12 protein-coding genes are annotated in these 13,383 nt (G+C 56.7%); all 12 read right to left on the bottom strand.

Features of this window, described 5'->3' with window-relative positions; all coding sequences use genetic code 11:
* Nucleotides 1–2: 2 nt before the first annotated feature.
* Nucleotides 3–1,511, bottom strand: a complete 1,509-nt coding sequence (locus tag ACQKLP_RS19545; protein WP_427324579.1) for a phytoene desaturase family protein — start codon at nt 1,509–1,511, stop codon at nt 3–5.
* Entirely contained in the window at nt 1,504–5,379 is a 3,876-nt protein-coding gene (locus tag ACQKLP_RS19540) for a 1-acyl-sn-glycerol-3-phosphate acyltransferase (protein WP_427324577.1), read from the bottom strand. Before ACQKLP_RS19540 ends, ACQKLP_RS19545 begins: the two co-directional genes overlap by 8 nt.
* Nucleotides 5,380–5,388: 9 nt before the next feature.
* Nucleotides 5,389–6,594: a DUF2062 domain-containing protein gene (locus ACQKLP_RS19535; protein ID WP_427324575.1), complete on the bottom strand. Its 1,206-nt coding sequence runs from the start codon at nt 6,592–6,594 to the stop codon at nt 5,389–5,391.
* A 2-nt stretch (nt 6,595–6,596) separates the two neighbouring features.
* On the bottom strand, nt 6,597–6,959 hold the full coding sequence (locus tag ACQKLP_RS19530; protein ID WP_427324573.1) for a 3-hydroxyacyl-ACP dehydratase: 363 nt from the start codon (nt 6,957–6,959) through the stop codon (nt 6,597–6,599).
* Entirely contained in the window at nt 6,959–7,573 is a 615-nt protein-coding gene (locus ACQKLP_RS19525; protein WP_427324571.1) for a hypothetical protein, read from the bottom strand. Before ACQKLP_RS19525 ends, ACQKLP_RS19530 begins: the two co-directional genes overlap by 1 nt.
* On the bottom strand, nt 7,560–8,192 hold the full coding sequence (locus tag ACQKLP_RS19520) for a LolA family protein (RefSeq protein ID WP_427324569.1): 633 nt from the start codon (nt 8,190–8,192) through the stop codon (nt 7,560–7,562). The genes ACQKLP_RS19525 and ACQKLP_RS19520 overlap by 14 nt, the downstream gene beginning before the upstream one ends.
* Nucleotides 8,185–8,958, bottom strand: a complete 774-nt coding sequence (locus ACQKLP_RS19515; protein ID WP_427324567.1) for a polysaccharide deacetylase family protein — start codon at nt 8,956–8,958, stop codon at nt 8,185–8,187. Before ACQKLP_RS19515 ends, ACQKLP_RS19520 begins: the two co-directional genes overlap by 8 nt.
* Entirely contained in the window at nt 8,952–10,001 is a 1,050-nt protein-coding gene (locus ACQKLP_RS19510; protein WP_427324565.1) for a beta-ketoacyl synthase N-terminal-like domain-containing protein, read from the bottom strand. Before ACQKLP_RS19510 ends, ACQKLP_RS19515 begins: the two co-directional genes overlap by 7 nt.
* Before the next feature lie 63 nt (nt 10,002–10,064).
* Nucleotides 10,065–11,261, bottom strand: coding sequence for a beta-ketoacyl-[acyl-carrier-protein] synthase family protein (locus ACQKLP_RS19505; RefSeq protein WP_427324563.1), 1,197 nt, complete (start codon nt 11,259–11,261; stop codon nt 10,065–10,067).
* The gene (locus tag ACQKLP_RS19500; protein ID WP_240646658.1) at nt 11,258–11,521 is read right to left on the bottom strand and encodes a phosphopantetheine-binding protein; all 264 of its coding nucleotides are present in this window, start codon (nt 11,519–11,521) and stop codon (nt 11,258–11,260) included. Before ACQKLP_RS19500 ends, ACQKLP_RS19505 begins: the two co-directional genes overlap by 4 nt.
* A 1-nt stretch (nt 11,522) precedes the next feature.
* Nucleotides 11,523–12,137, bottom strand: coding sequence for a beta-ketoacyl synthase N-terminal-like domain-containing protein (locus ACQKLP_RS19495; protein WP_427324561.1), 615 nt, complete (start codon nt 12,135–12,137; stop codon nt 11,523–11,525).
* On the bottom strand, nt 12,134–13,381 hold the full coding sequence (locus ACQKLP_RS19490; RefSeq protein ID WP_427324559.1) for an NAD(P)/FAD-dependent oxidoreductase: 1,248 nt from the start codon (nt 13,379–13,381) through the stop codon (nt 12,134–12,136). Before ACQKLP_RS19490 ends, ACQKLP_RS19495 begins: the two co-directional genes overlap by 4 nt.
* Nucleotides 13,382–13,383 lie beyond the last annotated feature (2 nt).

Genomic DNA, 13,383 nt, shown 5'->3' with positions numbered 1-13,383 from the left:
GTTTATGCTTCGGTTATCTCGTGCAATAGTTTTTCCATGTCCAGTAATTCCCCGCAGGTGAGCAGGGCCGTCATCGTAACGCCCAGGATGCCGTGCAGGTTGAGGTTCTGCCCGGTGAGGAACAGGTTGTTCAGTTTGGTGCGGGCGCTGATGAAGGTGCGCAGCGGATCGTTACAGTCTTTGAGGATGCCGTACATCGACCCGTCGTTCGTGCCGATGTAATCCCGGAATGAGAGCGGCGTGGCTACGGAGTAGCTTTGGATGCACTGGCGCATTACAGGGAAGCGGCGTTCCACGATATCGAGCAGTTTTTCGGCTTTCCGTATTTTGAACGCTTCGTAATCTTCGCCTCTCGGCCCTTCTTTGGAAACGGTGTTGAACGTATGTTTCCAGGGCTCCAGTTCGCTGATGTTCATGTACGCGAGGATGGAGCAGCTGTTGGCGAAGCGGTGGTCTTTGGGATCGGGGGTGATGAACATGGAGTAATTCAGCGGCCATGCGTCTTCCGAATAATCGTGCCCGCTCCACACATCTTCCACGTCGTGATAATAGAAATTGTAATTCATGTGGGGGAACAGCCCGGGCTTGAGCACGGCGTTGAGCATGAGGCAGCCGTTCCCGTTTTCCAGGGTGCTGATGCGGCTGCGGTAGGCCTGGCGGATGACGTCGCTTTCCAGCATGTCCAGCGTATTGGCCGGGTGGATGTTGGAAATGAAGTATTTCCCGTGATAGCGCTCCCCGTCGGCCGTTTCCACGAATTCCACATCGCGCCCCTCGGCCACGATCCTTTTGACTTCCTTATGTTTCAGCAGGGTGCCGTTGTTTTCGAGGATCACGCGGGTGAGCCATTTCCCGATCTGCGATCCCCCGTTCAGGCATTTCCACGAGCTTTCGATATAACTATTCAGCACGAGCGCATGCACGTACATGGGCGTTTTCCCGCGGACGCCGGCGTACAGCGAGCTGTTCGCCCCCAGTACCGCCGTGAGCTTTTTATTGCTGCTCAGCCCCTCGATGAAGGTAGCCGCATCCATCCCCAACACAGATTCCTTCTCCCCGTAATCCCCCATCCGCAGGTTGTACAGCGGGAATTTGCCGCAGATATGTTTTAGCATCTCGCAATATTCCCGCAGGGCTTTTTCCTCGCCGGGGAAGTCGTGCAGCAGGTTTTCGATGAACCCCTCGTACCCCTGTGCCATTTTATATTCCCGGGGATCGTCGCGGAAGGCGATGCGGTCGAAACAATCCATGTCCAGCCGCTTCAGCTTCAGTTTGTCCATGATCCCGAGGTATTTGAACACCTGGTACAGGTTCTGCCCCGGCGCCAGGCCGCCCACGTAATGCACGCCGGAATCGAAGATGGTCTTGTCGCGGCTGAACGTTTGCAGGCATCCGCCGATCTGTTTGTTTTTTTCGAGTACGAGCACGCGGTAGCCGTTCTTGCTGAGGATCGCTCCGCAAACCAGGCCGCCGAGGCCGCTGCCGGCTATGACTACGTCGTACTTATGCATGTTCGTTCGTATCTGGCTTTCTGATGATGAAAACAACATTGGATGTATATTTCGTCTGATCGATCCGCTCCATGGTGCCGCCGTGGCTTTCCACGGTCTGGCGCAGGGTGGCGGACGAAAAGAAGGACAAGGGATGTTCGGATGTTTTGTTGAAACCGAGCAGTTTGGTACTGAACAGTTCCGTGAGCTTTGTGCCGCGGTGTTTCTTTTCCATGGCCGCATCGCCGTCGCGGACGATGATGATGCCGCCGGGCCGGAGCTTGTCCATGCACCGGCGAATGAGGCTGGCCTGCTGATCCGGCTGCAGGTAATGCAGCACGTCGAGCATCACGAAAGCGTCTTTTTCAGGAATATCGAAGGTAGTGATATCCGCCGCGCGGAACTGCACCTGTTCGTTGCGGATGTAGCAATGCTGCGCCACCGCGATCTTTTCTTCGTCATGGTCCACTCCCAGCATATTCCTTCCCGGCGACACGAAGTGGAGCATATAGCTCATAAACCCGTATCCGCAGCCGATGTCCATGATATCGCCTTTTTCCGGCAGCATCCGGTGGAAATCTTCGTAATTGCGCTCCATTTTCGTCTTGATGCGCATGTACCATTCCAGCACCGGGCCTTTGTAAATATACTGATACATCAGCTGTTCGCGGTAATAAGCCGGCGTTTCGAGCGTTTCGCTCAACTTTCTGTATTCTTCCTTAAAGTACCGGCTGATGGATTTGGTGCGGGCCGCATAGCCTTCGCCCCAGGCGGGATCGCCGGCTTTGATGCGGGGGAGGATCTTCATGGTCATCGTCCCGTCTTTCAGCAGGAAATCGCCTTTGGACATGCAGTACGCCGTGCCGTGGATCACCGCGGGCACAATGTCGAGCCCCAGTTCCTCGGCCAGGAAAAACGCGCCTTTATGGAACCGCTTGATGTTTTTATCCTGGGAGCGCGTGCCTTCCGGGTACACCACTACCGAATAGCCCTGGGCAACGCGGTCGCGCAGGTGATCGATGGCAGTTTCGGCGCCGTCGGCCACGGGGTAGTAATCCGCCATCTGCACCACTTTCCCGAAAACGGGGGAATTGTACACCCAGTTGTTCGTGAGCAGCACCACGTTGGGATGCATGGCGGTAGACATAAGGATGTCGAGGAAAGACTGGTGGTTACTGATGATGACGGCCGGCTTTTTGAAATCTTCCCGGCTTTCGTTGATCGTCACTTTTTTGGTGTTGCCCATGATGTGGAGCACGCTCCAGGTACATTTCGACAACAGTTTATGGTAGATCTTCTTGCCTTTTTCCTTGTTGAAAGGGTTCAGCTTAATGAGGATGAAACCGACGCCCGTGAGTACCAGCGCGCCAAAGGCGAAGTAAATGAACGAGAACATCGATTTCGACCAGCTCCAGAGCGTCCAGGGCGGGCGACTGTTCTTCGCTACCCGGTTGGCGATGAGGAAATTGAAAAGGAAAGGGATCAAAACCTGTGAAGTGATGACCACGCACAATATCCCGATCACCGCGATCGCCGCGATGGATTTCAGGGAAGGATGCTGCGCGAAGATGAGCACGCCCAGTCCCAAAACCGTTGTGATGGCGGAAAAGAATATCGATGACTTGAAGGATGGCAGATGTTCGCTGCCGTTCTTGTATTCCTGCAAAAGCCCGTCCATCGTGAAAATGCTGTAATCATCCCCCAACCCGAAAATAAAAGTGGAAAGGATGATGTTGACGATATTGAACGGAATGCCCAGCAATCCCATAATCCCCAGAATCCACACCCAACTGATGGCCATGGGGATGAAGGTGATCAGCGCCAGCTCGATGCGGCCGTAGGTGAGCAACAGCGCGAAGAATACCAGGGCAGACGTCATCCAGGCGATGGTGTTGAATTCATCGCGGATCACGACGGCCAGGCGGTTGGCGGTGTATTGTTTATCGATCACGACCGTGCCGGGCAATGCGTCCAGGGCGGCGTAAACTTCGCTCTTCCGCGAGGGGTCTACCTTCAGGATACCCGACAGGGAAGCGTTCCCGGGCTTCAACGTCACGAAATCGCTGATGGTGGGCAAATCCATCAAGGGCGAATTTTCCGGTTTCGTGACGGAATAGTTTTGGGTGATGAGCGCCTGGAATTTGTCGAACGCTTCCGGCTTGAAACCGTATCTGGCCCCCTCCTGCCGCAAAGCCGACATAACGGCTCCGGCGCGCCCGGCCGACCAGTATTGCTTCCACCGCTCGATCCGTATTTGCTGTTCCTTTTCACTCAGCAGCAAATGCCCGGGCCCGCCGGTTTTCTTCAGCGCTCCCGTAGCCAGGAGCCGTTGCAGCGTTGAATCCGCTCCCGCCCTACGTTCCAGCGCCTCGTTGAGGCTGGCGCCTTCAGAGAGCATGTAAACGGTTTGGGCGGTATAATCGTTGAGGCGGTTAAGTTTCGCTTCGGCGTCGCGGAGTTTTTGGGGCATGTAGTTCATGCGCATCATGTCGCTTTCGAAACGCACCTTTCCGGCGGTGAAGAAAAACACGACGGTGAGCGCCAGGATGCCGTATACGAGCCATTTATTGCGTTCCGGCCGCCATTCGGAGAACCGGTCGATGATATTGTGTTTGACGGGCGCGTCTTTCGCGGGCGCCTTGCCCATGACGATGAAGTGCGGGAGCACGATGAGCGAAAACAGCGAAGCCCCCACGAGGCTGAACCCCGCGAACAGCCCCATATCCTGCAGCATGGGCGATTTTACGAATTGCAGGCAGAAGAAGCCGCCAACCGTCGTGAAGCTGCCCACGGTCATGGGCATGGCGAGGTCGCGGAGCACCTGGCGGATGTCGGGCAAATGGCGGTAATGATTGAAAACGTGCAGCGAATAGTTCACTGCAACGCCCAGCACCACACAACCCGCGCCCATGGCGATCACGGAAATGCTTCCCTGCACGAGGTACACCATGGCCAGGGAAAACAGCGCACCGAATACCACCGGCAGCATCACGAGCAATGGCGCGCGCTTGCGGCGGAAAAACAGGGCGATCAGGACGATGAGCAGCAGCACGGTGATGCCCTGCGTCAGCATCGTATCCTGCCGCAGTTGCACCGCGTTCCCCACGGCCACGGCCGTTGCGCCGAAAAAGGTGACCTGCGCCGCAGGCACCGCCGCCGCCACGGAATCGATGAGGTGATCGAGGTGCGAAAGAAAAGCTTTGTTATCGGCCGTTTTACCGGGCGCGAATTTCGGGGTGACGAGCACCAGCAGGTTACGCTCGTCTTTGCTCACCAGGTAGCCGTCGTACAAGGTCCAGGAATCGTCTGCCTGGAGCTGCTGGAGCTTCTTCATCCCGATCCACGTGATCCCGAGCGGATCTGCGGCGATGGATTTTTTGAGGACCATGCCGGCCGGGGAAACGAGCGTATTGTAATTCCCTTCCATGGCGCCGGCCACGCGGGCGGGCGATGTGAGGGTATCGAGCGTTTTGTAATCTTTTTCTTCGAGGAACAGGGGCAGGTTGGCCTGCACACGGTTGAGCAAGCTGAACAGCAGCGTGTCTTCCATTTTAGCGGTGACGGCAGACACGTAGGGCGCCACGGGGCTTGCCTGCAGGCCGGCGGAGAGTTGCTCCGCGGCGAGGATGAGACTGTCTGGCGCTGCGGGGGCCGAACTGTCTTTCTGCGAAACGATGACCGCCAGTTTGTCCGTGAACTTGGAGTTCTGGAGGAACTGGTTGAGCCGGTCGATCTTGGGATCCTGCGGCAGTACGCGCGTGATGTCTTCCTCCAGCTTCACTTTGGAGGCGAAGAAGGCGGCGGATAAAAAAAGGAAAGCCGTAAACAGCCAGAGCAGCCATTTACGGGCGTTAAAGAAATTGTAGATCGATATGAAGAATGTGCCCATGTATCGGTTTTAAGTTTGCGCCGCGGCCCGCTTTCGCCGGAAAACCGACAGCGCCAGCCACGTAACGAGGCCCGCCACGAGCCCCGCCGCCACGGCCAGCGTAATACTGCCCGTGATATACTGGAAAAGGTTTTGTTTCACGTCATCGAATGAGATGTTGCTCCCGATTTTGAAAAGCCACCATGTCGTATCTTCCTTCACGAAAAACCGCCCCATTTGCATGCTCCCCAGCAAAATGAAAGGGATCATGGGCGGAATACTGATGTTGGAAGCGATGAGCACCAAAGCCTTGTTGAGCTTCAGCAATTGCGCGATCACCACGGCGATGAGCATCTGGAACCCCCACACCGGGAAAATCCCCATGAAAACACCGAACCCGACAGACGCGGCTTTCGTTCCATTGCTCTCCCCTGCCGCCAGCAACTGCTCGCGCCAGATGTACCGCAACCCGTCTTTCGAAAAAATGAACCGCAGCAGGTTCCGCGGATGGATATACAGGAAAGCGATGGTCACCAACACGGTATTGAGCACGCTGATCCGCGAAAAATCCCGGAACGGCCGGAAGTGCGACACCCTTTCCTCTGCCGGCGGATAATACACGCCTACCGGCACCCAGCCGATGCGGATCCCTTTCCAGCTGCAGCGCACCAGTACTTCGATCTCGAATTCGTACTTGGTACAGGCGAAACGCATCCCCTTCATGGCGAACAGCGGGTACAACCGGTAGCCCGACTGCGTGTCCGGCCCTTTCAGCCCCGTTTCCACATAAAACCAGAAGTTGGAGAACTTGTTGGCGAAAGTGTTTTTGCCGGGCATGTTCTCCTGGTGCAGGTTCCGCGCGCCGATGAGGATCGCGGGGTCGCTTTTGTCGGCTTTGTCGAGGAACGTCAGCAAATCGCTGGCGTAGTGCTGCCCGTCCGCATCCATCGTAATGGCGAAATCGTAGCCCTGTTCCAACGCGTACCGGAACCCTCTGCGCAAGGCGATGCCTTTGCCGCGGTTGGGCTGGTAAGCCAGCACATTGATCTGCGGGAACCGCTCCAGCACGGCCATCGTATCATCCGTTGCGCCGTCGTTCACCACGATCACGTGCCGCGTATACGCCAACACCTGCTCCAGCACGGCCCCGAGGGTGCCGGCGTTGTTGTAGGTCGGGATCAGCACGCAAACCTTGCGCTCGCCGAACTGTGCGTCGTATGTACCCTGTTGCTCCATGATCATTTGAAACGGCCCTGGAACTTCAGGAACGTAGTGGCTTCGTGTTTGATGACGGCATTGGTCTTGTATCCCCCTTCCTCTTCCGTATAAACGATCTCCACGGTCACCTGCGGGCTCACGCGGGGGTCGATCATGTTGAGGAATTTCATGTTCGCCGCCTTTTCCACGAGCAAAGTCTTGCCCACGGCGGCCGACAACAGCTCCTGGATGGTCTGCATCATGCAAACGCCGGGAACAACGGGCTGCCCGGGAAAATGCCCTTCGAAAATGGGATGCGCGCCGTTCCAGTCGATCGTATAGTGGACCGAATTGTCAGCCGGTCGCTGTTGGGATACGACGGTAAAGAATTTTCCTGTTAACATTATTTTTCTACGCGTTGTAATGAAATATTGAATTTGACGGCATGATGGCGGATGTCTATGCTATCCGGCACACCATTCCTGTATTGCTTCAACCACACGTCTACCACAGGTTTGCGGCGCGAGCCGTTCTCCACGCGCACCAGTTGGGTACAGGCCGTGTCGGTGATATAATAAATCTTCCCCTTCGGCAGATCGAAGGCGGTGTAGCGCAGGCCGTTCCCCGTGAAGGTCTTGGCCGTGGCCGGATCGCGGCGCATGAGCACCATATCGAAATCCTTCCGCAGCGTTTTCACCACCGCCTTTTTGTCCATTTTCGGGAGCATGTAGTGTTTGATGAAGGAACCGTCTTTCGTGAACTCGAAATCGAAAAACTTCATCCCCATTTCGCTCATGAACAATACGCGCATGCTGCCGTTGTCCATGGGCCGGAAATACAATAAACCCGACAAATGGTGCTGCAGGATATCGACCTGCGTGCTGTACAGCGCGGGCGAACCGAACTTCGGCCGGAACTTTTCCAGGCACGCGGCGGCGTCCGCATCGGTGCGCTGCAGGCCTTTGTAGGCCGATCCGCAGGAAGCGAGCCCCAGCAGCAATACGCTATTTAACAGCAAACATCTCATCCGGTATGGCGGCGTTCAGCTCTTTTTTGGTGAAATTCATTTCGGTACGGTCGCCCGAAGCTTCGTGCATGACGATCTTCGCCACGCCCAGGTCTTTTTTGTCGACCAGCAGCTCGATCGAGGAGAAGAAATCCTTCATCCCCTTCGCCACTGGCGTCAACTGTAAAAGATACTGTTTATCGTTTTCCTGCACTTTGGCGGTAAAATCTTTGTTGTTCAGCACATTCCCCTGCACACAATCGGCCGTAATTCTGCTGATCTGTTCGAACAGTTTATTGCCGCCGGTGGAAATGCTCCTGTCTGTCCGGGAATCCTTGATGCGGACATTCTTCCCGTTGATGATCATGAGGTAATACGTGGGCGACGCATATTCCATCCGCACCCGGTTTTCCTTTTTGAACCAGAATTTCCCCTTGCTGGTGATTTTATCGGCCAGCAGGCTGAGGTGCTTTTCCTGGACGAAATCGCTTTTGATCGACTGCGTCTGCTGCGCCGTGCGGGCAAATTCCTGTTTAAACCGATCGAGGTCGGAAACGGGCCTGAACCCGCTCTGGGCGGCAACTTGCAGCGCAATGAAAGTCGCTGCCAACATCATGGTCCATCTACGCATAAGCCGGAATGTTTAAAAGTTCATCCAATCGTTTGATGGCGAAGCCATCGCGTTTAAGTTGCTTGATGAGCGCGGGCAAAATCCTGACGGTGGCCGCGGCGGTATCGTGAAAGAGGAAGATGTCTCCCGCTTCGATTTTCTTTGTTACGCGCTCGAACAGTTTGTCTTCGTCTTTGATGACGGTGTCGAACGAGCGGACGCTCCATCCCACGGCGATGAATTTCCCTTTCCGGATCGCGCGGGCGAGCATGGGATTGGTGACGCCGTATGGCGGGCGGAACAGTCTGGGTTGCAGTCCTGTAGCGGATTTGATGACTTGGTTCGCCCTGGCGAGGTCCGCCTTCATGGCCGCGGTGGTTTGCAGATCGAAAGTTGGGCTGTGGGAAAAGCTGTGGTTGCCGACGAGGTGCCCTTCGCCCACGATCCTTTTCATGAGCGCCGGCTCCTGCTCCGCGCGGTGGCCGATGCAGAAAAACGCCGCGCGCACGTTGAACTGCGCGAGGATGTCGAGGATCTGCGGGGTGAATTCGGTCAGCGGCCCGTCGTCGAACGACAGCGCTACCGATTTATCGGAACGTTTGCCTTTGCTGTGGGTGCGCACGAAATAGTTGGACCGCACGTTGATGGCCCCCCAGGTCGCGAATCCCGAAGCTACGAGCAAAGGTATGAGCAACTTCCAGGCAGGCGTGGCCGCCCATCCGCCGTGAAGCAGGATGATGACGCCTGCGGCTGCCGCCGCCGCTGCTATGACGAATGCCCTCAGCATTTCTCCAGCAAAATAAATGAGTGATGGGTGCCTTGATGATGGTTCCAGACGAGGATGCGCTCCGGATTCGCCGGGGCATCGCCTTTTACCATGGCTTCCTGCGGAACAGCGCCACGGTGCAGGCATCCCGCGGCCATCCACACGGCGAAGGCCGATGCGGTGGGATATTCTCCGCAGAAATGCTTGAATGCCGCTACCGGCGTGGCCCCGAAGAGCCGGACTTCTACGCTTTCGTAGTAGCGGTCGCTGTCAACATCGCCATTACGGCCGCAGAGCACGAGCGAAATATCTTCCGGCCCCAACCCGTTGCGGCGCAGGAGATCCAGCAAGTGGTCTGCCGTTTCCTGTTCGGATGCGGGGCGATACAGCATGTCTACGACGGTGAGTTGCGCGAGGGATTTGTCGTCTTTTCCCGAACCCAATACAAAAAATGCGGCGCCCTCCCCTGCCATGGTGCCCGGTGTCCCGGAACGTTGCAACGCGGCGGTGGAGGCGTTTTTATACAATCCGAAGCGGCGCAGGATGGTATGCGAATATTCGGTGATTTCGTCTGTTGCGCCGGCGAGGATTTTCCGCGAGGGGTCTTCCGCCAGCATGAGCAGGCTGTCCTGCAACGCGTTTTCCAAAGAAAATGCGGTGTGGACGAAAGTGTTGTTATACGCGTGGCATCCCAGCAGCAGGGCGATCTGGCCGGCTACGGTGTTGTGCGTGCTCTGGATGAAAGCGGTAGGCGTGAGCATGTCTTCGTGCTGGCTCACCAGTTTCTGCAGGAACACGCCCGTATCGGCGAGGCATCCGTAAGCCGTGCCCATGATGATGGCGTCGGGGGATTGGATACCCGCGGCTTCCAGGCTCATGTGCGAGGCGGCAACGCCCATTTTGATGGCGCGGCCCATCCGGCGGATCTGTTTGATATCGATCCACTGTTTGTAATCCGGGTCGGCCACGGGCAGGCGGTCGCCTTCGTAATGCCGGATCTCACCCGGAAAAACCTGGCTGTCCTGCGCCGACACGCATCCTGTTCCTTGTATGAATGCTGTCATCCGTTAATTTTTACTTTTGACATTTTTGACGGATGGAACTTCGCATTTGCTCCGTTTCATGTGTTATTCCTTTGAAAAGACCAGGCTGGAACAGTTGCCGCCGAACCCGAAGGAGTTCGACATCACGTTCCGCAGGCCGTTGCCCCGTGAAAAAGCGGTGACCGGCGAAAAGGCCAGTTCCTTCATCTGCACGGAGAAGTTGGCGTTGGGATAAATGATCCCTTCGCGCAGCGCCCACGCGGAAAATACCGCTTCGATGCCGCCGCTGGCGCCCAGCGTGTGCCCCGTGAAGCTCTTGGTGGAGCTGGCGGGCGGCACGCCGTTGACGAACAGCCGGGAAATGGCCAGGCCTTCCGAGCTGTCGTTGTTCTGGGTGCCGGTGCCGTGCAGGTTGATGTAGCCGATGTCTTCCGGCTGCAATCCCCCCATTTCCAGGGCGCCTTTCATCGCCAGGAAATTACCGGTGCCATCGGGCGATGAAGCCGTCTGGTGATAGGCGTCGTTGGCGTTGGCGAACCCAGCGAGGCGGCACCATGGCTGGATTTTCTCCGCCACGGCGTCAGACACGAGCACTACGTACCCCGCGCCCTCACCGAGGTTCAGGCCGGTCCGGGTATCGTCGAACGGGCGGCAGTTTTGCTGATCGAGGATCATGAGGGTGTTGAAGCCGTTGAGCGTGAAGCGCGTCAAAGCGTCGGTCCCCCCGGCGATCGCCACGTCCAGCATACCGGCGCGGATCATGCGGGCGCCGTACATCAGCGCGTTGGCGCCCGACGAGCAGGCGGTGCTGATGGTGGAAACGTGGTGGCGGATGCCCATGGCGTCGGCCACCAGTTCTGTTACGGCGCCGCATTCGTGGTGTACCACCTGGCGGAGTTTTCCCCTGGAAGGGTCTGCCAGGAAGGCTTCCATGAAATCTTCCGTTTTGTCCATCCCGCCAACGGTGTTTGCCGACACGAGCCCCACGCGGTAGTCGGAAATATTGCCCAGGCCCGAAGCGTCCCAGGCTTCCTGCGCGGCGATGCGGCTCAGGAGGGCGGTGCGGCTCCAGTGGGCGGGCATTCCCGCGATTGCGGCCAGTTCTTCGTTGCCTGCTTTCACTTCCACAACGGGAAAGGTTTGGGCGTGTGCGGACCGCAGGTGCTGCATGTACGCCATGCCCGGGCGCATCGCTTCAAACGAAGCCATGCACTCGCCAAGGTCCCGGCCGATGCCGGAAATGACGCCGCCTCCCGCTATCCATACATTCCCTTTCATCATGCCTGCTTCGCTTTCTCTGCGGTGATGTATTCGGCCATGGTACGAACGGAATAGAAAATGTTCGGGCCATCTTCCGGTTTGGCGATGCGGATGTTATGATGCTGCTGCAGCAACACGATCAGCTCCAGTGCATCGATGCTGTCGAGCCCCAGCCCTTCCTTGAAAAGCGGCTGGTCGTCACCGATGTCTTCAGGTTTCACTTCCTGCAAATTCAATTGTTGAATGATCTGCTCTTTCAGATCCTGCATCAACTTTTCCATATTATCTATACAATTTTTCCGCTGTTTCCGCGCTGTACGGCAAAGCCATGCCGCGCGGGGTTGTTTCCAAAAGGTAAAAAGCCGCTTCGTGCCCGGCGTGGTATTGCTCCACCCATCCGCACACCACGGCTTTCACGGCGCCGCTTTCCAGCAGTTGCGCCGCATAACCCGTTATAAATGCCGTATCGAAACGTTCCTGCACGAAGAAGGCGTTTTCGCCCTTGAACTTGTGCCGGATGCTGATCTCCCCGATCACGATGTTGGGGAGGGTGTACACGAACAGCGCCGGACTGGCGATGTCGTGCACGGTCTCGAAATATTTCTCGTCCGTATCCAGGCTGCTGCTCGCGTTGGCGAGGATCACGCCGGTATCTTCGGGGGCATACATATCCATGGGCATATCCTGCAGCAAAATCTCCGTGGCGGCCCATCCCAGCTTCGAGAGCAGATCCATCTTGTGGAACTTGGGATATTGCCCGCTGAAGCGGTCGTACAGCCCGCGGAGGAAGTCTGGCAGGTCTGCATGCCGCGCCTCGTATACGGGCTGGCCGTTTTTCTCCGCCGAATGGTGGCGGATGATGCAGGATGCGTTGATATAAATGCCTGTTTTTATCATGATAGGCTACCCAGTTTTTCCGTTAGTTCGATTTTGCGCGCGAGCCTTTTCAGTTCGGTGGCGTGCAGTTCCACGTAAGGGTTGCTCTGGTCCCACACATATCCTGCCAAAACGGAGCAGATCTGTGCTTTAACGACGGGATCGGGATTTTTGGAGAAGAAGATGGTGTCGAGGGTACCTTCGTACCAGGCCATCACGTAGGAGCGGAAAACGTTCACGCCCTGCATGGTGGGCTCCATGTATTCTTTCTCCCAGTCGATGTTTTCGCCCTGCAGCTTGCGGATCACCAGTTTGGCCGCGGTTTGTGCGGAAACGGTGGCCAGCGTTACGCCGGAGGAGAAGATGGGGTCGAGGAATTCGGTCACGTTGCCGGTGAGCACGAACCCTTCGCCGTAGAATTTATCGGTGGTGGCGCTCCAGGCTTCCAGTTTGCGCGGCTCGAAGAGGAACTCCACGTCTTTGAAACGTTCGGCCGTATAAGGTTCGGAGGCCAGCATGGCGCGGAACATTTCTTCCTGGGTGCCGGAGAATTTGTCGTGAAAAGTGTGATCGCCGACGAAACCGACGGAAGTGATGCCGGTCGAGAACGGGATGATCCAGATCCATACGCCTTTGTCGTGCACAACGGCGGTGATGCGGTTGGGCTCGTCGGCCATGGAACGGCGCACGTCGTTGGTGTGGGCGAATAATGCTTTACGGGGTTGTAAAACGGATTCTTTTTCGAGGTTGAACAGTTTGGGGATCACGCGGCCATATCCGCTGCCGTCTACGATGAACCGGGCTTCGATCTGTTTTTTGTTGCCGTGGATGTCTTCCACCGTGGTTACGGAGTCGGAACCGTTGAAGACGATCCCTGTCACGGTGGTTTCATATTCCACCGGTACGCCCATCTTTTCGACGGTTTGCGCGAGGGTATGATCGAAGTCGGCACGGGTTACCTGCCATGTCCATTGCCAGCCCGGGGTGTACTGCTCGGCAAAGGTGAAGTCGCAAATCCTGCCTTGTTTGACGAATTTTGCGCCGGCTTTTTTTTGGAAGCCTTTTTCGGAGATGGCATCGATAAAGCCAGCTTCGGTAAGCGCGTCCATGCATCGGGGTAACAGGCTCTCGCCGATCACGAATCGGGGGAACTTCAGCTTTTCAACGATCTTCACTGAATAGCCGGCCTTGTTGATTATGGATGCGGCTACCGTGCCTGAGGGGCCGGCGCCAATCACTAAAACATCCACCTTTTCAGTTGTCATAT

This window comes from Chitinophaga sp. NPDC101104 (genome assembly GCF_050277495.1).
Taxonomy (GTDB): domain Bacteria; phylum Bacteroidota; class Bacteroidia; order Chitinophagales; family Chitinophagaceae; genus Chitinophaga.
The sequence above is the reverse complement of the archived record's forward strand: the minus strand, read 5'-3'. Positions and strand labels throughout refer to the sequence as shown.